This is a genomic window from Allobosea sp. 05T433, assembly GCF_056396065.1.
In genome coordinates, this window is record NZ_JBFTKS010000001.1 from 415,492 (window position 1) to 438,615 (window position 23,124).

21 protein-coding genes are annotated in these 23,124 nt (G+C 65.2%); 11 read left to right on the forward strand and 10 right to left on the reverse strand.

Annotation, left to right across the window (positions count from 1 at the left end):
* The first annotated feature begins 252 nt into the window (after positions 1-252).
* On the forward strand, positions 253-1,488 hold the full coding sequence (locus tag AC1DGP_RS01915) for an MFS transporter (protein WP_441506521.1): 1,236 nt from the start codon (positions 253-255) through the stop codon (positions 1,486-1,488).
* 95 nt (positions 1,489-1,583) lie between these two features.
* Entirely contained in the window at positions 1,584-2,570 is a 987-nt protein-coding gene (acuI, locus tag AC1DGP_RS01920; protein WP_441506522.1) for an acrylyl-CoA reductase (NADPH), read from the forward strand.
* 11 nt (positions 2,571-2,581) lie between these two features.
* Here acuI and AC1DGP_RS01925 read toward each other — a convergent pair whose 3' ends face one another.
* From AC1DGP_RS01925 to AC1DGP_RS01935, 3 genes are all read right to left on the reverse strand, one after another.
* Positions 2,582-3,700, reverse strand: coding sequence for a type I restriction enzyme HsdR N-terminal domain-containing protein (locus AC1DGP_RS01925; RefSeq protein WP_476831688.1), 1,119 nt, complete (start codon positions 3,698-3,700; stop codon positions 2,582-2,584).
* Between the two features lie 119 nt (positions 3,701-3,819).
* On the reverse strand, positions 3,820-4,725 hold the full coding sequence (locus AC1DGP_RS01930) for a LysR family transcriptional regulator (RefSeq protein ID WP_441489010.1): 906 nt from the start codon (positions 4,723-4,725) through the stop codon (positions 3,820-3,822).
* A 70-nt stretch (positions 4,726-4,795) separates the two neighbouring features.
* Positions 4,796-5,794, reverse strand: a complete 999-nt coding sequence (locus tag AC1DGP_RS01935) for an L-threonylcarbamoyladenylate synthase (RefSeq protein WP_441489011.1) — start codon at positions 5,792-5,794, stop codon at positions 4,796-4,798.
* 162 nt (positions 5,795-5,956) lie between these two features.
* On the opposite strand from AC1DGP_RS01935, the gene AC1DGP_RS01940 reads away from it, so the two are divergent.
* Positions 5,957-7,732, forward strand: a complete 1,776-nt coding sequence (locus AC1DGP_RS01940; RefSeq protein ID WP_441506524.1) for an acyl-CoA dehydrogenase family protein — start codon at positions 5,957-5,959, stop codon at positions 7,730-7,732.
* Positions 7,733-7,749: 17 nt separating this feature from the next.
* Here AC1DGP_RS01940 and AC1DGP_RS01945 read toward each other — a convergent pair whose 3' ends face one another.
* Entirely contained in the window at positions 7,750-8,538 is a 789-nt protein-coding gene (locus AC1DGP_RS01945; RefSeq protein ID WP_476831689.1) for a class I SAM-dependent methyltransferase, read from the reverse strand.
* Between the two features lie 77 nt (positions 8,539-8,615).
* Between AC1DGP_RS01945 and AC1DGP_RS01950 the strand changes: the two genes are divergently transcribed.
* From AC1DGP_RS01950 to AC1DGP_RS01965, 4 genes are all read left to right on the forward strand, one after another.
* Positions 8,616-9,476, forward strand: coding sequence for an SDR family NAD(P)-dependent oxidoreductase (locus tag AC1DGP_RS01950; protein ID WP_476831690.1), 861 nt, complete (start codon positions 8,616-8,618; stop codon positions 9,474-9,476).
* 14 nt (positions 9,477-9,490) lie between these two features.
* Positions 9,491-10,351 carry an SDR family oxidoreductase gene (locus AC1DGP_RS01955; RefSeq protein ID WP_441489015.1) on the forward strand — a complete coding sequence of 287 codons (861 nt, stop codon included), beginning with the start codon at positions 9,491-9,493 and terminating at the stop codon, positions 10,349-10,351.
* Positions 10,352-10,451: 100 nt separating this feature from the next.
* Positions 10,452-11,441: a magnesium transporter CorA family protein gene (locus tag AC1DGP_RS01960; RefSeq protein ID WP_441506527.1), complete on the forward strand. Its 990-nt coding sequence runs from the start codon at positions 10,452-10,454 to the stop codon at positions 11,439-11,441.
* Positions 11,442-11,534: 93 nt separating this feature from the next.
* Positions 11,535-12,020, forward strand: a complete 486-nt coding sequence (locus AC1DGP_RS01965) for a hypothetical protein (protein WP_476831691.1) — start codon at positions 11,535-11,537, stop codon at positions 12,018-12,020.
* Positions 12,021-12,032: 12 nt separating this feature from the next.
* Here the strand turns inward: AC1DGP_RS01965 and AC1DGP_RS01970 are convergent, their stop codons facing one another.
* Together AC1DGP_RS01970 and AC1DGP_RS01975 are read right to left on the reverse strand one after the other, a co-directional pair.
* Positions 12,033-12,599 (reverse strand): hypothetical protein, encoded by a 567-nt coding sequence (locus AC1DGP_RS01970; protein ID WP_441506529.1) that lies wholly within the window; start codon positions 12,597-12,599, stop codon positions 12,033-12,035.
* Positions 12,600-12,603: 4 nt separating this feature from the next.
* A complete protein-coding gene (locus AC1DGP_RS01975; RefSeq protein WP_441506530.1) occupies positions 12,604-13,650 on the reverse strand; it encodes a cysteine synthase A in 1,047 nt (348 codons plus the stop codon).
* Positions 13,651-13,842: 192 nt separating this feature from the next.
* On the opposite strand from AC1DGP_RS01975, the gene AC1DGP_RS01980 reads away from it, so the two are divergent.
* Together AC1DGP_RS01980 and AC1DGP_RS01985 are read left to right on the forward strand one after the other, a co-directional pair.
* A complete protein-coding gene (locus AC1DGP_RS01980; protein ID WP_441489019.1) occupies positions 13,843-15,096 on the forward strand; it encodes a class I SAM-dependent RNA methyltransferase in 1,254 nt (417 codons plus the stop codon).
* 13 nt (positions 15,097-15,109) lie between these two features.
* Positions 15,110-16,516 (forward strand): FAD-binding oxidoreductase, encoded by a 1,407-nt coding sequence (locus AC1DGP_RS01985; protein ID WP_441506531.1) that lies wholly within the window; start codon positions 15,110-15,112, stop codon positions 16,514-16,516.
* A 41-nt stretch (positions 16,517-16,557) separates the two neighbouring features.
* Here AC1DGP_RS01985 and AC1DGP_RS01990 read toward each other — a convergent pair whose 3' ends face one another.
* Positions 16,558-17,295 (reverse strand): SOS response-associated peptidase, encoded by a 738-nt coding sequence (locus tag AC1DGP_RS01990; RefSeq protein WP_441489021.1) that lies wholly within the window; start codon positions 17,293-17,295, stop codon positions 16,558-16,560.
* Between the two features lie 90 nt (positions 17,296-17,385).
* Here AC1DGP_RS01990 and AC1DGP_RS01995 point away from each other — a divergent pair, with 90 nt between their 5' ends.
* Positions 17,386-17,886, forward strand: coding sequence for a hypothetical protein (locus tag AC1DGP_RS01995; RefSeq protein ID WP_441506532.1), 501 nt, complete (start codon positions 17,386-17,388; stop codon positions 17,884-17,886).
* A 45-nt stretch (positions 17,887-17,931) separates the two neighbouring features.
* On the opposite strand, the gene AC1DGP_RS02000 is transcribed toward AC1DGP_RS01995, so the two are convergent.
* Together AC1DGP_RS02000 and dxs are read right to left on the reverse strand one after the other, a co-directional pair.
* Positions 17,932-18,660: a TlyA family RNA methyltransferase gene (locus tag AC1DGP_RS02000; RefSeq protein ID WP_441506533.1), complete on the reverse strand. Its 729-nt coding sequence runs from the start codon at positions 18,658-18,660 to the stop codon at positions 17,932-17,934.
* Between the two features lie 18 nt (positions 18,661-18,678).
* Positions 18,679-20,589, reverse strand: a complete 1,911-nt coding sequence (gene dxs / locus AC1DGP_RS02005) for a 1-deoxy-D-xylulose-5-phosphate synthase (protein WP_476831692.1) — start codon at positions 20,587-20,589, stop codon at positions 18,679-18,681.
* 163 nt (positions 20,590-20,752) lie between these two features.
* Here dxs and AC1DGP_RS02010 point away from each other — a divergent pair, with 163 nt between their 5' ends.
* On the forward strand, positions 20,753-21,994 hold the full coding sequence (locus AC1DGP_RS02010) for an MFS transporter (protein WP_476831693.1): 1,242 nt from the start codon (positions 20,753-20,755) through the stop codon (positions 21,992-21,994).
* A 126-nt stretch (positions 21,995-22,120) separates the two neighbouring features.
* On the opposite strand, the gene AC1DGP_RS02015 is transcribed toward AC1DGP_RS02010, so the two are convergent.
* The gene (locus tag AC1DGP_RS02015) at positions 22,121-23,041 is read right to left on the reverse strand and encodes a pirin family protein (RefSeq protein ID WP_476831694.1); all 921 of its coding nucleotides are present in this window, start codon (positions 23,039-23,041) and stop codon (positions 22,121-22,123) included.
* Between the last annotated feature and the right edge of the window lie 83 nt (positions 23,042-23,124).

Consider the following 23,124-nt stretch of genomic DNA (forward strand, 5'->3'; position numbering starts at 1 on the left):
TGCCCGCCTTGACAACACCGGGGGTCGGCCGCGCAGCCAAGGCGCGCTTTTCGACGATCCCGTTATCCATCCGGTAGGGTTGAGAGCCGGTTAATGCCGCGCTCGGGCGCGCGTTCTTCGGCGACCCGCGTTCCATGTGCGGCCGTGATGTGGAATTTCACGAAAAGACGTTGTTGCGGCGCGGGACGAAACGATAACGTGCAGCCACACGTTTAGACTTGCTCTCCTTCTGTCCTATTGTCGGAGCTCCCAATGAGTGCGGCCACTGGGCGCAGATACGCGCCCGAAATCGTCGTCGCTGCCGGCTGTCTGATCGCGCTGATCACCTTCGGCCCCCGCGCCAGCGCCGGTCTGTTCCAGATCCCGATGACGCTGGAATTCGGCTGGGGGCGCGACACGTTCAGTATCGCCATTGCCCTGCAGAACCTGCTCTGGGGCCTCGGCGCTCCCTTTGCCGGCGCCGTGGCCGACCGGTTCGGCACGGTGCGGGTGCTGTGCTTCGGTGCGTTGCTCTATGCCGCCGGCCTCGTCGTCATGGCCTATGCCACGACGCCGATGACGATGCATCTCGGCGCCGGCGTGCTGATCGGCTTCGGCCTTTCGGCCTGTTCGTTCAATCTCGTGCTGGCTGCCTTCGGCAAGCTGCTGCCGGAGCAATGGCGCCCGATGGCATTCGGTGCCGGCACCGCGGCCGGCTCCTTCGGCCAGTTCCTGTTCCCGCCGATCGGCAACATCATGATCGAGCAGATCGGCTGGCATCAGGCGCTTGTCGTCTTCGCCGGCTCGGTGCTGCTGGTGATGCCGCTCGCCATCATGCTGGGAACGCGCAAGACCGGAGAGGCCAGGCAGGTCGCTTCGGCTGTCAACCTGCCCAACCAGAGCGTCACGCAGGCCCTGTCGGAGGCTTTCAAGCATCGCAGCTACGTCCTGCTCGTGCTTGGCTTCTTCACCTGCGGCTTCCAGCTCGCTTTCATCACCGCGCATATGCCGGCCTATCTCAAGGATGCCGGGATGCCGGCCTGGGTCGGCGGCTGGACACTTGCCGTGATCGGTCTCGCGAATGCGGCGGGTTCTCTCGGCTCCGGCTGGCTGACCTCCCGCATGCCGAAGCGCCATTTGCTGGCCTGGATCTATCTGGGGCGTGCGGTTGCCATCGCCGCCTTCATCCTGCTGCCGGCCAGCCCGGCCACCGCGCTGGCCTTCGGCGTCGTGATCGGCCTGTTCTGGCTCTCCACCGTGCCGCCGACCTCCTCGCTGGTCATGCTGATGTTCGGCACGAAATACATGGCGATGCTCTACGGCTTCGCCTTCTTCTCGCATCAGGTCGGCGGTTTCCTCGGCGTGCTGCTCGGTGGCATCCTCTATGAGCGGACCGGCTCCTACGAGATCGTCTGGTGGCTTTCGGTCGCTCTGGGTGTCGCCTCCGCCCTGATCAACCTGCCGATCGTCGAGAAGCCTGTGACGCGCGCGGTGCCGCAGCCCGCCTGATCGGGACGGGGCAAAGACGCACATGCTTGCGCCTTGCGGATTGCCCGGGCTCGTTCCACTCCTGTCGTGACCAGTTGGCACGACAGGAGTGATGCATGTCCAGCTTCAAGGCGCTCGTCGCGACGAAGGGCGAAACCGGCCCGAACCTCGCCTTTACGGATTTCGCCGAAGCCGATCTGATGGAAGGTGACGTCACCGTCCGCGTCACGCACTCGACCGTGAACTACAAGGATGGGCTCGCGATCACTGGCAAGGCGCCGGTGATCCGGCGCTGGCCGATGATTCCCGGGATCGATTTCTCCGGCCGGGTCGAGACCTCCAGCCACCCCGATTTCAAGCCGGGCGATCTCGTCATCCTGGATGGCTGGGGCACGGGTGAGACCCATCTTGGCGCTTATGCCCAGAAAAGCCGGGTCAAGGGTGACTGGCTGGTGCCGCTGCCGGCCGGCATGACCCCGGCCGACGCCATGGCGATCGGTACCGCGGGCTACACCGCGATGCTCTGCGTGCTGGCGCTGGAGAGGCACGGGCTGAAACCCGCTGATGGCCCGGTTGTGGTCACCGGTGCTGCCGGCGGCGTCGGCTCGGTCGCGATCGCGCTTTTGGCGAAGGCGGGCTGGCATGTCATCGCCTCGACCGGCCGCGCCGAGGAGGCCGACTACCTCAAGGGCCTCGGTGCAGCCGAGATCATCGACCGCAACGAACTCTCCAACCCCGGCAAGCCGCTGGCCAAGGAGCGCTGGATCGCCGGCGTCGACGCGGTCGGCTCGCATACGCTCGCCAATCTGCTGGCGATGACCCGGTACGGCGGCGCCGTTGCTGCCTGCGGCCTGGCCCAGGGCATGGATCTGCCGGCTTCGGTTGCACCCTTCATCCTGCGCGGCGTCTCGCTGCTCGGAGTCGATTCGGTGATGTGCCCGAAACCACGCAGGCTCGAGGCCTGGGCGCGGCTGGCTTCCGATCTCGATCGCGACAAGCTTGCTGCCATGACCTCGACGATTCCGTTGGAGAGCGTGATCGAGACCGGCAAGGCGATCGTCGAGGGCAAGGTGCGGGGCCGGGTGGTGGTTGAGGTGGGCTGAGGCGATAAGACCTAAAACTCGGCTATTCGCTTTTCGAACAACGTCTGCAGCCTCTGATCAGCTTGCGATAGATCCGTGAACGGGGTGGATTCGTTGCCATCAACGATCCAGTACCTCACGGTTCCATCGCGGGCTTCCGTGATATCGACCAAGCGTCCCTTTCTCTCCTGTTTATAGAATACGACCATCTTTCCTTGATAGTCTCGGAATTTTACATTCGAGATTGAGTTAAACAGGTTGATGTTCCCCGAAGAAAGAAACGCAAGCCGTCGCCTAATGCTTTCAAAAGCGTCGAGTTCGGCCACCGTCGTCACAATTCCAGAAGACGAGATGGTGGGAGTTGGCGTGGCCGCCTCCTCAATCGCCGGGTCGGCTCTCGGGGTTGGCTTCGGGGCGTTCGCCGGAATGTCGAGGCGTTTCAGCACATTAGAAGTAAAGACGTCGTTGAAAGCTGCCTTGCTGATTGCTCTATACCCATCAATAGCATTGGCTCGAATGTGCTTGATGTCGTTCTCTTTGAGAAGAAAACGAGTAAATTCGACAGATGGTTCGTTGAACTGATCAGAAAGGTAGTCGAAGAAAGCTCTGTGGGTCAGGCTTCGCCTCGCGTTCTCGGCGACAGTTTCAGGGTCGAACTTTCCTTTGGTTAAAGCAAATAGGCCTTCAATTACCGTGTCTGAAATCTGGGCTTTGGCAACTTTATCGAAGTCGACGATCAAAAATGGATCATCGTCCATTAAATTGGGTTCAGCTGAATCGACGAAGAATTCGTAGATTATTCCGTCTGTCAGCATGCCCAGTTTGACGGATTTTGCGGCGTTAAAGTAGCTTTTAAGTTGACCTCGATCGTCCTTTCTGCCGTTTCCTGCGGTTTTGCATTCGATCGCTATGACTGGCTTCATGTCTTTCAGGATAGCGTAATCTACCCGATTTCTGTATTTTTCTGAGAAATCGGCCGCGTGCTCTGCCGCGACTTCGGTAGGGTCTCTGTCATCATAGCCAAGAACAGATATGAATGGCAGTATCAGTGCGACCTTAGTTGCTTCTTCATTATTGATGTGCTCGCGAACGCGTTGCACCCGCTCGCTGAAAGACACTAGGTTCGCGCGAAAATCGTCAATCGTAGCCATTTTGAATTTGCTCCCCCTCCCAAAGCAGTTAGGGCAAGCTTAGCGCGTGTCCTAAGGTATGCTCAATCTAATATGATAGCTTCCCTCTGCGTGAAGGCGGGGGCGAAGTAGGCTGACGCTCAGCCCGTCCCCTCGATCAGGCCGCGGTGCTTCGCGAGTTCGTTTCCGCAAAAGTCCATGAAGGCGCGCACCCGCGGCGCGTTGCGGATATCGGGATGGGTCAGGATCCATAGCCCCGTCGAGAAATCCGGATTGGGCGCCGTCAGGCGCGTCAGGCTGGGGCGTTGATCGGCGATGAAGCAGGGCAGGGGGCCGATGCCGATCCCCTGTTCGACGGCTTCGGTGAGGCCGAGTACGGCCGAGCATTTGAGCGCGATCCGCTCCGGCGCGACATGGTCGCGGACATGGCGTGCCGCCTTTACATAACCGAGCTGGTCGCCGAGCGTGACCCAGTCCCGTTCGAAGAGGACGGCAGGATCGGCGGCTTCCTCCGAGGTGAGCCCGTCCTCGCTGCGGCCATAGATCGCCCAGTTCAGTGTCGCGAGCCGGCGCCCGACCAGGGTTTCCCCGGGCGAATCGCTGGCCCGGATCGCGACATCGGCGTCGCGCTTCGAGAGGTTGAGCGTCTGGTAGCCGATGGCGACATCCAGCCGGATTGCCGGATGCGCCTGGCGGAACGCCGCGAAGATCGGCAGCAGCATGTTGAGGAAGAGCGTATCGGTCGTGGTGACGCGGACCTCGCCGGACGGGGCGACATCGCGCCCGGCCAGGCGCCGGTCGAAGGCGGTGACATCCTCCTCCATGCGGCTCGCCAGGACGGCCATCTCTTCGCCGGCGCAGGTAGCGACATAGCCCGTCTTGTGGCGTTCGAAGAGGGGCAGGCCGAGTTGCTCCTCGATCTGCCCGAGCCGGCGGAACACGGTGGAATGATTGACCCCAAGAGCAGCAGCCGCACCCGTCAGGCCGCCGTGATCGGCGATCGCCTTGACCAGCCTGAAATCATCCCAGGCGAGATTGGACTTCATCGACGCAGGCTCCGGTTGCGGCGGCAGCATCGCGATATCTTGCGCAATTGCAAGGCGCTGTTTGCGGGGCTCAGCGCGGTGCCGCAGCGCGCCTCAGCCGGTCGTTGATGGCTTCCCCGAGGCCGTGCGCGGGCACCGATGCGATCGCAATCGCCTTGGGGCCCTGCGCATCGAGCTGGCGCATGTAGCCGAAGAGATTGGCTGCAGCTTCCGCGAGATCGCCGCGCGGGCTCAGGTTGAGCGAAATCGCCGGCGCGACGAAGCCCGCTGGCTCCGGTCCGAAGCCGAGCCAGGCTTCTCCGGTGCGGGGCGCTTCGGCGTCCAGCCGCACCGCGGCAGCGGGCGCGTAATGCGAGGCGAGCAGTCCGGGCGAAATCGGTGCGGCGCCAGCCTCGCCGGCGAGCACCAGCGGGCGGCCGATCACGCCCTCGATCGCCGCGCGGGAGACGCCGCCCGGTCGAAGCAGCCTGGGCGCCCCATCGAGGCAGGCGATGATCGTCGACTCGACACCGACCTCGGCCGGCCCGGCATCGACCACGGCATCGATCCGGCCATCGAGATCGGCCAGCACATGCTCTGCGCTGGTGGCGCTGACCCGGCCCGACCGGTTGGCGGAGGGTGCGGCGATCGGGCGTCCGGCTGCTTCGAGAATGGCATGGGCAAGCGGATGCGACGGCACGCGCAACGCGACGGAGGCAAGCCCGGCGCGTGCCAGCTCGCTGACCTGGCAGGCGGACGAAGCCGGCACCACCAGCGTCAAGGGGCCCGGCCAGAAGGCCTTTGCCAGTGCCAGCGCATTGGCGTCGAACAGGCCCTCGCGCCGCGCTGCCTCGACGCTCGGCAGATGTGAGATCAGCGGATTGAAGCTCGGCCGCTCCTTTGCCGCATAGATGCCGGCGACGGCGTGGCCGGATGTCGCGTCGGCCGCCAATCCATAGACGGTCTCCGTCGGCAGCGCGACGAGGCCTCCGGCGCGCAGCAGGCGCGCGGCCTCGGCAATGCCTTCGGCATCGGCCTGCAGAATGCGGGTCGGACGTATCCCGGAGCCCGTTGACCTGGAATGGTTCATATATAAACTGTGTTGTGCGGCAGTGCGTATGGCGGAAAGTCGTGAGGCTGGCGCGTGGCGAAGGGGATAGTTCGTCGCTAACATCGCCGTCAACGCATAACGACGGCAGCAGACCTTGCGCCGGCACATTGCCAGGCGGGCAGGGCATTCAGGGAGAAGGCCATGAGCTATCGCGCCCCGGTCGAGGACATCGTCGCCACCTTGCGCCATGTGGCAGGGCTGGACCGGCTCGTTGCCGATGGCCTGGCCCCCGAGCTCGACGGCGGAATGACCGAAGCGATCCTCGGCGAGGCGGCGAAATTTGCGGGCGATGTGATCGCGCCGCTCAATATGGTCGGCGACAAGGTCGGTTCGACGCTGAGGGATGGCGCGGTGTCCACGCCGCCCGGCTGGAAGGAGGCCTACAAGGCCTGGGCCGAGGCTGGCTGGAACGCACTGCCGGCTCCGGAAGCCTATGGCGGGCAGGGCCTGCCGGCGCTGGTGCAGTCGGCCTGCACCGAGATGTGGAACTCCGCCGCCTTCGCCTTCGCGCTTGGTCCGCTGCTCACCGTCGGTGCGATCGAGGCACTGCATACCCATGGCTCGGCGGAACTGAAGGAGACCTATCTCGCCAAGCTCGTCTCCGGCGAGTGGATGGGTACGATGAACCTCACCGAACCGCAGGCCGGCTCCGACCTCAACGCGCTGCGCTCGAAGGCCGAGCGCGCCGGGGACGGCACCTATCGCATCACCGGCCAGAAGATCTTCATCACCTATGGCGAGCACGACATGACCGAGAATATCGTGCATCTCGTCCTTGCCCGACTGCCCGATGCGCCTCCCGGCACACGCGGCATCTCGCTCTTCCTCGTGCCGAAATACCTCGTCAACGCAGATGGAACGCTCGGCGGCCATAACGACCTGCGCTGCTCCGGGATCGAGCACAAGCTCGGCATCCATGCCTCACCGACCTGCTCGATGGCCTATGGCGACAATGGCGGAGCGATCGGTTGGCTGATCGGCGAGGAGAACCGTGGCCTCGCCTGCATGTTCACGATGATGAATAACGCCCGGCTGAACGTGGCGCTCCAAGGCGTCGCCATCGCCGAGCGGGCCTATCAGCAGGCGCTCGCCTTCGCGCATGAACGCAAGCAGGGCGCGGCACTCGATGCGCCGAAAGGCGCGCCGATGAGCCCGATCATCGTGCATCCCGACATTCGCCGTATGCTGATGGAGATGCGGGCCAAGACGCAGGCGGCGCGTGCGATTGCCTACATGGTCGCGGAAGCGCTCGATCGTTCGCATCGCGAGACCGATATCGGCAAGCGCAAGCAGGCCGCCGAACGCACCGCGATTCTGACGCCGGTGGCGAAGGCCTATGCGACGGATATCGGCGTCGAAGTCGCCTCGACAGGCATCCAGGTCCATGGCGGCATGGGCTATGTCGAGGAGACCGGCGCGGCCCAGCATCTGCGCGATGCCCGCATCGCCACGATCTACGAGGGGACCAACGGCATCCAGGCCATCGATCTCGTGCAGCGCAAGCTGCCGCTGTCCGGCGGCGATGCCGTCAGGGCGTTGATCGCCGAGATGCGGGGCGTGGCGGACGAGGTTGCGGCGGCCAACACGCCCGGCTTCGGCCGCACCGCCGATCGGCTGAAGAGCGCGGTCGACGCGCTGGAGCGTGCAACCGAGTGGATGCTCGCGACCATGGGGGCGAAACCTGCCGAGGTGCTCGCCGGTGCGACGCCCTATCTCAAGCTCTTCGCGCTGGCGCAGGGTGGAACCGGGCTGGCGAAGAAGGCGCTCGCCATGCGCACTGAGGAAGGCGGCGCCGCAGCCGTGGCGACTGCCCGCTTCTTTGCCGAGCATGGCGCCATCGAGGCCCCGGGGCTGGAACTCGCCGTGACGGAAGGCGCTGGCGCCGTGACCGAGGCCGACATGGTCTTCGCCGCGTGAACGGGGCGCCGTGCGCCTCAGCCGGCCTTGCGCACGCGCATGTGCAGGAACAGCGGCGCGACGCGGGTATCCGCGAGATAGGGCTCGCGCGCCGCCGTTTCGGCATCGACCGTCGGCTCGTGCATATGCTCGATGGTGAAGCCCGTCGTGATGAGGAGGTTGACCCACTCGCTCAGTGTGCGGTGGAAGCGCGGCACCTTGAACGGCTCGACCTTGGCCTTCTCATGCTCGGGCGCAGCGCCGAAGCGCCAGGTCTCGATCTCGCCATCGGTGGCGCGGAAATACTCGCGCACCTCGATCCCGAGTACGGTCTTGTTCTCGTCGCGCAGAACCCGCCGGAACGGCGTGGCGAAGCAAGGGTGCAGGATCGAGAATTGCAGGAAGCCGCCGGGTCGCAGGACGCGTTCGGCTTCGGCCAGGACGCGATCCTGCCGCGGCATATCCATCAGGGACATGAAGGCGGTCGCGAAATCGAAACTCCCGTCGGCGAAGGGCAGATCCATGCCGTCGGCGACCTGGTAGGCGATGCCGAGCGGAGCGACCGCTTCCGCCTCCCGTGCATGCCGAATGAAGGTCGGCGCGATATCGATGCCGGTCATCCGCGCGCCGGCCTGCGCAATGCGGCGCGTATTGGCGCCTTCGCCGCAGCCGATGTCGAGCCCCTCGATCCCGGCGACAGAGGGCAGGTTCGCCATGAAGGCCGGCGTGTTCTGGGCATCCCGATAAAGGTCGTAGCCGGCGCGCGCATGGCGCGTCCAGGTTTCGGCATTGGCCTCCCAGCAGGCGGCGACGTCTGCGCTGTCCATTCCGGCTCTCCTGATTCGGGGGACGGTCCGTCTAGAGGATTGCCGATGCCTGCGCTACCGGAATTGTCGCTCCGGTGGTGACCAGCGCCGACCTTGCGGCAGCGCCGCTCGCTAGCCGCATCTGCCTCGTTGCGGGAGCCTCGCGCGGCCTGGGGCGCGGCATCGCGCGGGCCCTGGGCGAAGCAGGGGCAACCGTCATCGTTACCGGCCGCTCCAGCGAGGCCGGCCCCCGCACGGACCAGCGGCCGGAGACTTTTGAGGACACGGCGCGCGAGGTCGAGGCGGCCGGCGGCAAAGGGCATCCCTATCGCTGCGACCATACGCAGGAGCGCGAGGTCGATCAGCTTGTCTCCTGGGCTCTGCGACGCTTCGGCCGGCTCGATTGCGTCGTCGATGCGGTCTGGGGCGGCAATGAGGGCTATGACGGCGACAGGTACCCCGACGGATCGGCCTTTGGCACGCCGTTCTGGCGCCGCCCGGCTGCACGGTTGGGCCAGGGCTTCGAGAGTGGCGTCTATGCGCAGTTCCTGCTGGCGAAGGCCGTTGCGCCGGCCATGGTCCAGATGCGCAAGGGGCTGATCGTCACCGTGGGTTTCGATACCGGTGCGGGCTATCTCGGCGATGTCGTCTACGATCTCGCCAAGGCTGCGATGAACCGGCTGACCTTCGCCATGGCGCAGGAACTCAGGCCTTACGGTGTCACCGCGCTCGGCCTCTCGCCCGGCCATGTCCTGACCGAGCGCGTGCAGGATGCCGGCATGGCGGCCGAGACGACGGAGACGCCACTCTATGCCGGCAGGGCCGTCGCCGCGCTCGCCGCTGATCCCGATGTCAACCGGCACGCCGGGACCGTGCTGCATGTTGCCGATCTCGCGCGAGCCTATGGCTTCACCGATAAGGACGGCACTCAGCCGGACCGTTTCACCATTCCAGATTGAGAGGGAGAGAGACCATGTCGCTCAAGAACAAGACGCTCTTCATCACCGGCGGCTCGCGCGGCATCGGGCTCGCGATCGCGCTCAAGGCGGCCCGCGACGGCGCCAATGTCACCATTGCCGCGAAGACGGCCGAGCCGCATCCGAAGCTGCCGGGCACGATCCATACCGCCGCCGCCGAAATCGAGGCCGCCGGCGGAAAATGCCTGCCGCTGATGGTCGATGTGCGCGATGAGGCTGCGGTCGCGGACGCCATTGCCAAGACGGCAGCCACCTTCGGCGGCATCGACATCGTCGTGAACAATGCGAGCGCGATCAATCTGACCAACACGCAGATGACCGACATGAAGCGCTTCGATCTGATGCACCAGATCAACACGCGCGGCACCTTCATGGTCTCGAAATATGCGATCCCGCATCTGGAGAAGGCGGAGAACCCGCATATCCTGATGCTCTCGCCGCCGCTCGACATGAAGACGCACTGGTTCGCGCCGCATCTCGCCTATTCCATCGCGAAATACGGCATGAGCCTGTGCGTGCTGGGCCTGGCCGGCGAACTCGCCCCGAAGGGCATCGCGGTCAACGCACTCTGGCCCCGCACCACCATCGCGACAGCGGCCGTCCAGAATCTGCTCGGCGGCGACAAGATGGTGCAGGCGAGCCGCACGCCCGAGATCCTGGCCGATGCGGCGCATATGATCTTCCTGAAGTCGTCGCGGCAGTTTTCCGGCAATTTCCTGATCGACGACAGCTTCATGGCCGGCGAAGGCGTCACCGACTTTTCGGCCTACCGCGTCGATCCGTCAGTGCCGCTGATGCCGGACTTCTTCGTGCCCGCCGACAGCAAGCCGCCAGCCGGTGTGAAGGGCGGGGTGTGAAGCGCGCCGCGAGGCGCGTCATCGGTTTGACATCGTTGGTGGCTTGGAGTTCCTGCCCTGCAGCAAAGCGGCCTGTCGGCTGCCGACGAGTCGCTCCCCTATGCTCCTGATCCACAGCATCTGCCCCGACCATGGCGACCGGTTGGCCCATCGCCCGCTCTCGGAGGATGAGCCGATCCCGGTGGGAGCCGTCTGGATCGATCTCCTCAATCCGACCTCCACGGACGACAAGCGGGTCGAGGCCCATCTCGGCATCTCGATCCCGACGCGCGAGGAGATGCATGACCTCGAGCCGTCCGAGATCATCTATACCGAGAACGGCGCCCATTACATGACGGCGCGGGTAATCTGCCAGTCGGACAGCAATGTCCCCAAGCTGGCGGACGTCACCTTCATCCTGACCGAGAAGGCGCTGGTGACCGTGCGCTATGACGAGCCCGGTGCCTTCGGCATCTTTCTCAACCGGGTCGCCAAGCCGGGCGGCTGCGGCATGCAGCCAGAAGCCATCATGGAAGGGTTGATCGAGGCCATCGTCGACCGAGCCGCCGAGGTGCTGCGCGGTGTCGGCGACAAGATCGACGGTGCCTCGCGCCGGATCTTCGACGGCAAGGCGGCCGAGGTCGAGCAGGGCAGCGCCTATCAGGGCGTGATCCAGAAAATCGGCCAGTACGAGCACATCATCTCGAATGTGCGCGAGAGCATGGTGGCAATCGAGCGCGTGCTGCTCTTCCTGTCGGCCAATTACAAGCGGCCGAAGAAGGCCGCGAGCGGCTTCGCACCGGAATGGCGGACCTCGATTCGCGACGTCCAGGCCATCGAGGAGCACGCGACCTTCCTCTCGAGCAAGCTGCAATTTATGCTCGATGCCACGCTGGGTCTGGTCAGCATCGAGCAGAACAAGATCATCAAGCTGTTCTCGGTCGTCGCCGTCGCCCTGATGCCGCCGACGCTGATCGCCTCGGTCTACGGCATGAACTTCAAGACGATGCCGGAATTGGATTGGCAGTTCGGATACCCGATCGCGGTCGGCATGATGATCGTCGCGGCCGTGGTGCCCTATGTCTTATTCCGCTGGAAAAAGTGGCTCTGACGCCTGGATTGAAGATTGCCCGGCCCGCGATAATGGCCAAAGGTCAGGGGCTTTCCAGGCGCTGTGCCGGAAGCTTCCTTGGACCAACATCACATGAAGCGAATTCTGGCGGCGGTCGCCCTTCTGGGCGTGCTCGCGACATCGGCCCATGCGCGCAATTTCGCGGTTCCCGACAAGGATCCTGCCGTCACCATCACCGTGCCGGACAATTGGGCCACCGAGGAGATCGCCTATGGCTACTCCGCCCAGTCTCCCGGCAAGGACGTCTTCTTCTCCGTCGAATATGCCAGCGCCCGCGATGTCGAAGCGATGCTGGACAATAACGAGAAGTGGATGAAGGAGAACAACATCAAGAAGGTGCCGCCGAAGAAGGCCGAGGCGCCTCTGAATGGCATTCCTGCGACCATCTTCCAGTTCGAAACCAGCGACGACAACGGGCCGACGACAGTCGAGTTCATCATGATGTCGGCCGGCAAGAACCGCATGATCATGCTGACGCTCTGGGGCTCCGATGAGGAGCGCACGAAGCATGGCAAGGCGATCGACACGATCATGAGCAGCGTCAAGCCGATCCAGTAGATCGCTGCTCCGTCATCGGGGCGAGAGGCGCTGGAGCAGCGCCTCTCCGCGCGGCGACAGGCGATAGCCGCTCGTCAGGCTTTCCGTCAGCCCGAGCGCCTTGAGTTTGCGCACATCCTGCTTGAACGGAAGGGTTTCTCTGCCAAGCAGTGCCGCAAGCTCTGGTGCGCGCCGTGCCGGATGAGCCGCGATCAGTGCGAGCGTCGCCAGCGTCCAGGCCCGGCGCGCGTCGAGGCGCATGAGGCGCGTTTCGATGTCGTGCATCTCCGGCTCGCCAAGCTCGGCCTCCGCCCGCAAGGCGATGCGTGGATCTGGCCCGGCAAGCCGCAGGCGGATCCGGTAGAGCTGGCCCTCGCGGCTCGAAAGCTCTGCAAGCAGGCTTTCACGCATGACATGTCCTCCGGCACGCGCGTCGTCCTCGCTGATCTCCGCGACCGGATCGACATCCTCGATCGCCAGCAGGCCGATGCTCGTCAGGAGCGTGCCGCCCGCCCTGACGCTGGGCCGGCGCCAGCGGCGGAACACAAGCGTGACGCGCCCGGCTGCGATGCCATCCAACGTCCTGCGGTTCAGCAGCACGGTGTCACGCCAGCACGCGGGCCATCACGTCCTTCAGGCCCTCGCTGCCGCGTGTCAGCCAGCCAGGAACGGGCAGGCCCTTCGAGCGCAGGAATTCCGGATTGAACAGCTTTGACTGATAGCGTGTGCCGTAATCGGCGAGGATGGTCACGATGGTGTGGCCCGGACCCATCTCCTTTGCCAGCCTGATCGCGCCGGCGACATTGATGCCGGAAGAACCGCCGAGGCAAAGCCCTTCATGCTCCAGCAGTTCGAAGACGAGCGGGATCGCCTCCTCGTCAGGGATCTGGAAGGAGACGTCGATCGGAGCGCCCTCGATATTCCGGGTGATCCGGCCCTGACCGATGCCCTCTGTGATCGAGGAGCCTTCCGCCTTCAATTCGCCGGTCGTGAACCAGGAATGCAGGGCCGCCCCCATCGGATCGGCAAGGCCGATGCGGATCTTTGGGTTGAAACCCTTCAGCGCGATCGCGGCGCCGGCAAGCGTGCCGCCGGTGCCGACCGCGCAGATGAAGCCGTCGACCTTACCGTCGGTCTGTCGCCAGATCTCCGGCCCGGTCGTCTCGATATGCCCCTGCCGATTGGCGATGTTGTCGAACTGGTTGGCCCAGATCGCGCCGTTCGGCTCACTCTTCGCCAGTTCCTCGGCGAGACGGCCCGAGACCTTCACGTAATTATTGGGATTGGCGTAGCCGACCGCAGGCACCTCGACCAGCGTCGCGCCGGCAAGCCGCAGCATGTCCTTCTTTTCCTGCGACTGCGTCTCGGGGATCACGATCACCGAGCGATACCCAAGTGCATTGCCGACGAGGGCAAGCCCGATGCCGGTATTGCCGGCCGTGCCTTCGACGATCACGCCGCCGGGTTTCAGGAGGCCGCGCGCCTCGGCATCGCGTATGATCGCGAGGGCGGCGCGGTCCTTGACGGATTGCCCCGGGTTCATGAACTCGGCCTTCCCCAGGATCGTGCAACCGGTCATCTCCGAGGCACGCTTGAGCTTGATCAGGGGCGTATTGCCGATGGCTTCGATGACACCGTTGCGGATCGTCATGATGGAAATCGCTCCTCGGGCCGAGACGCGTCTCCGGTCGGGCCGGAGCGGCGCTGCACGTCAAGATAGAGAATTTTCTTCTCGTTTCACGGGAAGAATTTTTCGAATTGCGTGGATTGGGCGACCGAATTTCCCTCTTTCGGTTCAACCTGATAGGCGAACCTAAACCGAAGGTCACAAACGTAAATCCGCATGTCCATTCTCGCCATGAACGAAACCCTCACGATCGCGCATCTCGGCCAGCGCGGCGACGGCATTGCCGAGACGTCCCAAGGGGCGGTCTTCGTGCCCTATACCCTGCCCGGGGAGACGGTGCGGGTCGTTCGCGATGGCGACCGCGCGCAACTCGTCGAGATCCTGGCGCCCGCTGAATCGCGGGTGGCGGCGATCTGCCCGCTCTTTACCCGCTGCGGCGGCTGCGCGGCGCAGCATATGCCTCCGGCACTCTATCAGGACTGGAAGCGGCAGCAGATCGTGACCGCGCTCGCCCGTGTCGGGATCGATGCGCCGGTAGCGGCGGTGGTCGATGCGCATGGAGTGGGTCGGCGCCGTGTGACCTTCCACGCCCGGCGCGAAGGCGCGGGCATGATGGTCGGCTTCATGATGGCCCGCAGTCATGACCTCATTGCCGTCGAGGCCTGTCCGGTTCTGGCTCCCGGCCTTGCGCGCGCTCCTGCCGTCGCGCAGCTGCTCGCCAACCGGCTGGGGGGCTCGAACAAGCCGCTTGACCTTCAGGTTACGACCTCCGAGGCCGGGCTCGATGTCGATATTCGCGGCCACGGCCCTGCCGGAGGCAAGCTGCGCCTCACCCTGACTGAGGTGGCCGAACGGCTCGATCTCGCCCGGCTCGCCATGCATGGCGATGTCATCGTCGAGCGCCGCCCGCCTTTGCAGGCCATGGGGCGAGCCTATGTTGCGCCCGGCCCCGGCGGTTTTCTCCAGGCGACGGCGGAAGGCGAGGAGCGTCTCGCTGCGCTCGTCGTCGATGCGCTGCCGAAGGTGAAGCGCGTGGCGGATCTTTTCGCGGGATGCGGACCTTTCACCTTCCGGCTGGCGGAGAAGGCGCAGGTTCATGCGCTTGAGAGCGACAAGGCAGCCGTGCAGGCTTTGCTCAGGGCCGCGAGCGCAACGCAAGGGCTGAAGGCCGTCACGGGCGAGCAACGCGATCTCTTTCGCCGGCCTCTGCTTGAGTCCGAGCTGAACGGCTTCGATGCGGTGGTGCTCGATCCGCCTCGCGCAGGCGCGGAGGCGCAGGTGAAGCGGCTGGCCGCGTCCAAGGTCGCGACCGTCGTCTATGTCTCCTGCGATGCCGGGAGCTTCGCACGCGACGCGGCGCTTCTGGTCGCGGGCGGATATGCGCTGGACGGTGTCACGCCGGTCGACCAGTTCCGGTATTCCGCTCACATAGAGCTGGTCGCCCGGTTTCGGCGCTCAGGCAAGAAGTGACCCCGGAGACCCTATGAGCGCTCAAGTTCTGGACCGGATGGCCGGCATCGTCGGCGCGCGCAACATCATCGCCGAGCCTGATGCGATGCTGCCCTATCTCAAGGAATGGCGGGATCTGTTTCGCGGCCAGGCGACGGCAGTCGTGCGGCCGGGCTCGACCGAGGAGGTCGCGGCGATCGTCAGGCTTGCAGCCGAGACCGGGACGACGCTGGTGCCGCAGGGCGGGAATACCGGGCTTGTCGGGGGGCAGATCCCGGTTGCCGACGGGCGTGAGATCATTCTCTCGCTGCAGCGGCTCGACAAGGTTCGTGCCGTCGATGCCGAAGGCGACACCATGATCGTCGAGGCCGGGGTTACGCTCCAGCGTGCGCAGGAGGCGGCTGAAGCGGCCGGACGGCTCTTCCCGCTCTCGCTCGCCTCGGAGGGCACTTGCACCATTGGCGGCAATCTCTCGACCAATGCCGGTGGCACCGCCGTGATCGCTTATGGCAATGCTCGTGAGCTCTGCATGGGGCTCGAGGTTGTGCTGGCTGACGGCCGCATCTGGAACGGGCTCAGGCAACTCCGCAAGGACAATACCGGCTACGACCTGAAGAACCTCTTCATCGGAGCCGAAGGAACGCTCGGCGTCATCACCGCTGCGGTGCTCAAGCTCTTCCCGCTTCCCGCGGCGCGCGCCACGGCCTTCCTTGCGCTGCCGGGGCCGGCGGAGGCGCTGGCCTTGCTCAACGCCGCCAAGGCCGGTGCGGGCGGCACATTGACGACCTTCGAACTCATGCCGCGCATCGGGCTTGAATTCGTGCTGCGCCATGCGGCCGGCACCCGTGACCCGCTTTCGGAGCCGTCGCCCTGGTACGTGCTGATGGAGGTTTCGGCTCAAAGCGCGGTCGGTCTCAATGAGGCTGTCGAATCCTTCCTGGGCGAGGCACTGGAAAACGGCCTGATCACCGATGCCGCGCTGGCCGGCTCGCTGGAACAGCGCAAGGATTTCTGGAAGCTGCGCGAGATGCTGTCGGAGGTGCAGCGTTTCGAGGGCGGCTCGATCAAGCACGACATTTCCGTGCCGTTGCACGCAACGCCGGATTTCCTGGCTCGCGCCATTGCGACGGTCGAGGCGATGATCCCCGGCTGCCGCGCGGTGCCCTTCGGTCATCTTGGCGACGGCAATATCCATTTCAATGTCAGCCAGCCGGTCGGGGCCGACAAGGAGGCCTTCCTGGCGCGCTGGAATGAGATCAATCGCGCCGTCCATGCCATCGTCACCGAGATGCATGGCTCGATCTCGGCCGAGCACGGCATTGGCCGGCTCAAGCGCTACTTGCTCCCGAGCGTGAAGGATCCGGTCGAACTCGCGCTGATGAAGACATTGAAGGCGACGCTCGACCCGCAGGGCATCCTGAACCCCGGCGCCGTGCTGTAGGACGACAGCCCGTCAGGCTTGGCTGCAGACGGGCACGCTGCTCAGAACAGGCTCCCCTGCGCCGGTGGCTCCACCGGCCGGCGCGGCTTTGCGGGCGGTGCCCGGTTTTCCGTTGCCGCGTCATAGGGGGCCTGGACTTCAGGCCCGTCATTGCTGACCCGGTTCACCGCGGTCCCGATCCGGACCGCTTCCAGCAAATCCTCCGCCGGAGGCTTCAGCAGCGTTGCGACATCGTCGTCGCGCGCGCTGGCATCGAGCCAGGCTGCGTGATCCGCAGGTGCGAGGATGACGGGGCAGCGGTGGTGGAAGGCTGACATCAGGCCGTTGGCCGGACCCGTGACCATCGCAACCGTGTCGATCTCGGAGCCGTCCTGCGAATGCCAGGTCTCCCACAGGGCGGCGAAGGCAAAGAGGCCGTGATCCGGCTTTCGGAACAGATAGGGGCGGCTCTCCTTGTCGAGCCGATGCCATTCATAGAAGCCGTCGACCGGCATCAGGCAGCGCCTGCGGCTGAAAGCAGCGCGAAAGGATGGCTTCTCGCGTGCACTCTCGCTGCGGATATTGATCACCAGCGGAAAGTCCCTGGTGTCCTTGACCCAGCCGGGAATGAAGCCCCAGCGCATCAGCAGGAACTGTCGTCCGCCTTCATGATTGCGGATGACAGGCACGGGCTGCGTCGGCGCGATGTTGTAGCGCGGCGGAAAATTGGGCTGCTCGGGATAGGCGAAGTGTTCGCGCATCGCCTGAGGCGGAAGGGTAATGGCGTAGCGACCACACATGTCGCGCTGGATGTGCCAAGCCTTACCGCTCGGATCAACACTTTATTCGGGTTTGGTCGAGCATAGTCCCGCCAATTCAGAGGCCTGAGGATGACCGCCCCCGCGATGAGAGCGCTGGCCGTTGACGCGGATGAACGGCTGGGTCCGACCGGGAAGCCCCCGCTCTCGACCGACTATCTCAATCGCTATGGCGAAGCGCTGATGCTGATCGAAATGGTGCCGGTGGATCGCGGCATCATCGAGGAACTCCGAAGCTGGCGGGCCGTTGGCTATCGCGAGCATTTCCAGACCTCGCGGCTGCGCTGCGCACCTGAGGCGCTTGCTGCCTACGACCAGCTCGACGCTCGTCAGATCGAGGCTTTTGAAGAACTCTGCCGCACCATGAGCCAGTTGATCGCTGCGGCGACCGCGCTGCTCGGGGATCTGGATGAAGGCGAGGATGTCGCGGCAGTCGTCGAGGTCGCAGCTGGAGCGTTGCGCAGTCTGATCGGTCACACCACGCTCTTCATCAACGTCAACGGCCAGATCGACACCGACGACTTCGATGTCCGCTCACTGCAGAGCAATATCGACGCCCTGTTCGCGAACTGAGTTAGCGTCCTAAGCATCGGCCCGAAAAGTGGATTGCGGTTTGATCTAACCTGGCCGGTAGCCCCCGATCAGAAACTCGCGATTGCCGTCGCCGCCCTCGATCGGTGAGGGGATCGGACCGCTGACCGCGAAGCCCAGTTCCGCGAACAGCGTCGAAATCTCCGCGCAGACTTGGGCGTGCACGGCTTCATCGCGCACCACGCCCTTCTTGAGCGCCGCTCGTCCGGCTTCAAATTGCGGCTTGATCAGCGCCGCGATCCGGGCCTCGGGCGTCAGCAGGCCGGCAACGGTCGGCAGGACGAGCCTCAGCGAGATGAAGCTGACATCGATCACGGCGAGCGCCGGAGCCGGCGCAAATTCTTCCGCAGCCAGTGCGCGGATATCGCGCGCCTCGAGGCTGGTGACGCGCGCAAGGTTCCTTAGGCTGGGATGAAGCTGGTCCCGCCCGACATCGACGGCGAACACGTGGCTCGCGCCCCGCCGGAGCAGGACGTCGGTGAAGCCACCGGTGGAGGCGCCGACATCGACACAGGTCAGCCCGGCCGGATCGAAGCCGAAGGCATCGAGCGCGGCCGCCAGCTTGAGGCCGCCACGCGAAACATAGGGATGCGGTGCCTCGGCCAGGATCTCGGCATCGCGCGCGATCATGTCCGAGGCTTTTCGCACGGTGACGCCGCCCGCCGAGACGAGGCCCGCAGCAATCGCCGCCTGTGCCCGTGCGCGGCTCTCGAAGAAGCCGCGCTCGACGAGAAGCTGGTCCGCCCGGCTCTTCATGATTTCAGCCGCCCGCGCTCAGGCGCGGCGCACGGCGTCCGGCGTGCCCAGCACCTGCTCGACGCTGCGCACGATGCCTGCGGCGTCGAGCCCGGCCAGCGCGTACATCACATCCGGCTTGTCCTGGTCCTGATAGAGATCGGGCAATGTCAGTGTTCGCACCTTCAACCCGCCGTCGAGCATTCCGGTTCTCGCCAGCAGGTGAAGGACATGGCTGCCGAAGCCGCCAACCGAGCCTTCCTCGACGGTGATCAGGATCTCGTGCTCGCGGGCGAGCCGCAGGATCAGCGCCTCGTCCAGCGGCTTGGCGAAGCGCGCATCGGCGACCGTGGTCGAGAGCCCGCGCTGAGCGAGCAACTCGGCGGCCGCAAGGCTCTCCGCAAGCCGTGTGCCCAGCGACAGAATGGCCACGCGTGACCCTTCGCGGACGATCCGGCCCTTGCCGATCTCGAGCGGAATGCCGGTTTGCGGCATCTCCACGCCGACGCCTTCGCCGCGCGGATAGCGGAAGGCGATCGGCCCGGAATCATAGGCGGCGGCGGTCGCAACCATATGGGTCAGTTCCGCCTCGTCGGCTGCGGCCATCACCACCATGTCGGGCAGGCAGGCGAGATAGGCCACATCGAAGGCCCCGGCATGGGTCGCGCCATCGGCGCCAACAAGGCCGGCCCGGTCGAGCGCGAAGCGCACCGGTAGCTTCTGGATGGAGACATCATGCACGACCTGATCATAGGCGCGCTGCAGGAAGGTCGAGTAGATCGCGCAGAACGGCTTGTAGCCCTCGCTTGCCAGGCCGGCGGCAAAGGTCACCGCATGCTGCTCGGCAATGCCGACATCGAAGGTCCGGCCCGGAAATTCCTTGCCGAATGCATCGAGACCGGTGCCCGAGGGCATGGCGGCGGTGACGGCAACGATCTTCTCGTCCTCGCGCGCCGCCTTGATCAGCGCATTGGCGAAGACCTTGGTGTAGCTCGGAGCATTCGCAGGAGCCTTGGCCTGTTGCCCGGTGACGGGATCGAACTTCACCACGGCGTGGTGCTTGTCGGCGCTCGCCTCGGCAGGGGCATAGCCCTTGCCTTTCTGCGTCACGACATGGACGAGGATCGGCCCACTCTGCGCATCGCGGACATTGCGCAGCACCGGAAGCAAGTGGTCGAGATTGTGACCGTCGATCGGCCCGACATAATAGAAGCCGAGCTCCTCGAACAGCGTTCCACCGGTCCAGAAGCCGCGCGCGAACTCCTCGGTGCGCCTGGCCTTCTCGTGGAAGAAGCGAGGCAGCTTCTCCGCCAGATATTTTGCCACCTCGCGGAGCGAGCGATAGGTGCGTCCAGAGACCAGCCGCGCGAGATAGGCTGACATCGCGCCCACCGGCGGCGCGATCGACATGTCGTTGTCGTTGAGAATGACGATCAGCCTGGAGCCGAGAGCTCCGGCATTGTTCATCGCCTCATAGGCCATGCCCGCCGACATCGCTCCATCGCCGATCACCGCGATGACATTGTTGGGCTTGCCGGCGAGATCGCGCGCGACCGCCATGCCGAGCCCGGCCGAGATCGAGGTCGAGGAATGAGCGGCGCCGAAGGGGTCGTACTCGCTCTCGCTGCGCCTGGTGAAGCCGGAGAGGCCTCCGGGTTGGCGCAAGGTCCGGATGCGGTCGCGCCGGCCGGTCAGGATCTTGTGCGGATAGGCCTGATGGCCGACATCCCAGATCAGGCGGTCATCCGGGGTGTCGAAGACGTGGTGCAGGGCGACGGTGAGCTCGACCACGCCGAGGCCAGCGCCGAGATGGCCGCCGGTGACCGAGACCGCATCGATGGTCTCGGCGCGAAGTTCGTCGGCGAGCTGACGCAACTGGACATCGTCCAGGCGACGCAATGCGGCGGGATCGGACACTTGATCGAGAAGTGGAGTGGCAGGGCGGGGCACGGTTGAGCGACACGTTCCTTCGAGGTGATCGACTTCGAATAAAGCCTGCGAGCGGCGCTGGCAAACCGGCGGGTCGTCACAGCGCCGGAAGACAGGAAACGGGTGGGGCTGATGTCCTCGGCGTGGGACGCTGGCGGCAACCTCGCAAAGACGGAAACCCGCCATGTCGTCGCACCTTCCCCTCGGCCTGCTCCTGGCCGGCATCGTCGCGCAGTTCGCCGACAAGCTGGCGCTCGACACTATCACGCTCGCAGCGACGGAGGCTGGCGCCAGCAGTCGGCTTGTCGGCCTGCTTGTCGCGGCTCAGTCGGCGGCATGGCTCGTCGTCTCGCTGCCTGCGGGGGTGTGGGCGGACCGGGTTGCGCCCCGCTCACTGATTCTCGCCGGAGGCGGGTTGTTGCTGTCGGGCTCGCTGATCGGCGCGGCGCTGCTCATCTCAGGGCATACGAACTGGGCGTTGGCACTCTCGGCCTTCATTGCCGCGACCGGCCCGGTTGTCATCGCATTGTCCATTTTCGTGCTCTTGCCGCGCATGGTGGCGGTTAGGGATCTGCCGCGTGCCAATGGTCGGATGGAACTCGGCCGTGCGGTGCTGAGCCTGGCCGCGCCGCTGCTCGCCGGCTGGGCTGTCGCAAGAGGCATCGGCGCGCTCGGGCTGGCGCTGTGTGCCCTATGTGGAATCGTGGTCCTGGCGCTTGCCATGCGCCTGCCGTCTGAGCGGCCGGTGGCAGCCGCACGCCAGCCGTTGCACCGGGCCATTGCGGAAGGCGGGGCCTTCGTCCTGCAACATCCCTATCTCAGGCCGATCGCGCTCTGCGCCATCGCCTGGAACCTTGCCTTCTTCGCCTTCATGGCGCTGTTCGCACCCTATGCCGCGCGCATTCTGCTGCTCGCCCCGGAGACGATCGGTCTCTCCTCGTCGGTCTATGGTGCCGGCCTGATCCTTGGCGCGTTCTTCGGCGCCACACTGATCGCGCGCCTGCCAACCGGGCTGCTTCTCGTGTTCGGCCCAGCTTCATCGCTCCTCGGCGCGCTGTTGCTGGCCATCGCTCCGGCGACGCTCGGCCTTGCGGCGCTGGCGCTCGCCTTCTTCCTCTTCGGCTTCGGACCGATTCTCTGGGGCATCATTCAGACCAGTCTGCGCCAGGCGGTGACGCCGCCGGCTTTGCTCGGTCGCGTCAGTGCCACGCTGACGACGGCGATGTATGGCATGCGTCCGTTAGGCGCGATTGCGGGGGGGCTTGCTGGCGAGTGGCTCGGGCTTGAGCTGGCGATCTGGCTCCCCGTCATCCTCTTCGCGCTCTCGGTCGCCGCGATCCTGGCCTCCCGCATGCCGGCGCTGAGGGCGATTCCTTCGGGCGAACTCTCTTCGGCCGAGCTGCGATCAGGGTTGCAGGCCGGATAATGGGCAGGCTTCGAATGGCTGTGTGTCCGACGACCTGCAGGTTCATCGTTTCCCACGGATCTGGACACGCACGGCCCGGAGGCTCAGGCCAGCAAGCGTGCAGCCCTGAGCTATGGGGGACTGCCCTCAGCTCTCCGGCAAGGGAATGAACTCGGCTTCGTCGCCGGGAACGGTGTCGAAGCGGCCGGCTTTCCATTCCTCCTTCGCCTGGTCGATGCGCTCCTTCGAGGAGGAGACGAAATTCCACCAGATATGGCGCGGGCCATCCATCGGTTCGCCGCCGACCAGCATCAGCCGGCTCTGGTCGATCGCGAGGATCGAGATGCGGTCGCCCGGCTTGAAGACGAGCAACTGCCCGGCGCCGAACTCCTCTCCGGCAATGTCGATCTTGCCGGAGACGATATAGACCGCGCGCTCGTCGTAATCGGGGTCGAGCGGCAGGATGGCGCCGGGTGCCAGCACCGCCTCGGCATAGAGCGTGTCCCAGGGGAATTTCACCGGCGAGGTCTGGCCGTAGGCCGAGCCCATGATCAGGCTGATGCGCTTGCCGCCTTCGACGATGCGCGGCAGTTCGGGCGCGGCGTGATGGATGAATTCCGGCGCGACTTCCTCATGGCTCTTCGGCAAGGCGAGCCAGGTCTGGATGCCATAGAGCTTCGGCGCCTTGAGACGCTCTTCTGGCGCCGTGCGTTCGGAATGGACGATGCCGCGTCCCGCCGTCATCAGGTTGACCGCACCGGGGCGAATGGGCAGCGCCGTGCCGAGCGAGTCGCGATGCATGATCTCGCCGTCGAAGAGATAGGTCACGGTCGCCAGCCCGATATGCGGGTGCGGGCGCACATCGATACCTTCGCCGAGCAGGAATTCGGCCGGGCCCATCTGGTCGAAGAAAATGAACGGTCCGACCATCTTCCGGCCGATCGAGGGCAGGGCGCGCCTGACCGAGAACCCGCCGAGGTCATGAGCACGGGGCACGATGACCTGCTCGATCGCCTGGCAGGAGCGGGCATCACCCAGGATCGGGTCATCGGCGGGGTGATGCGACATGAGGGATCTCCCAGGATCTGACGGTGAGTCTGGCCGCAACGCCGCGACGGGGCAAGCGGCATCGGTATGCGCCGGGAATCCGA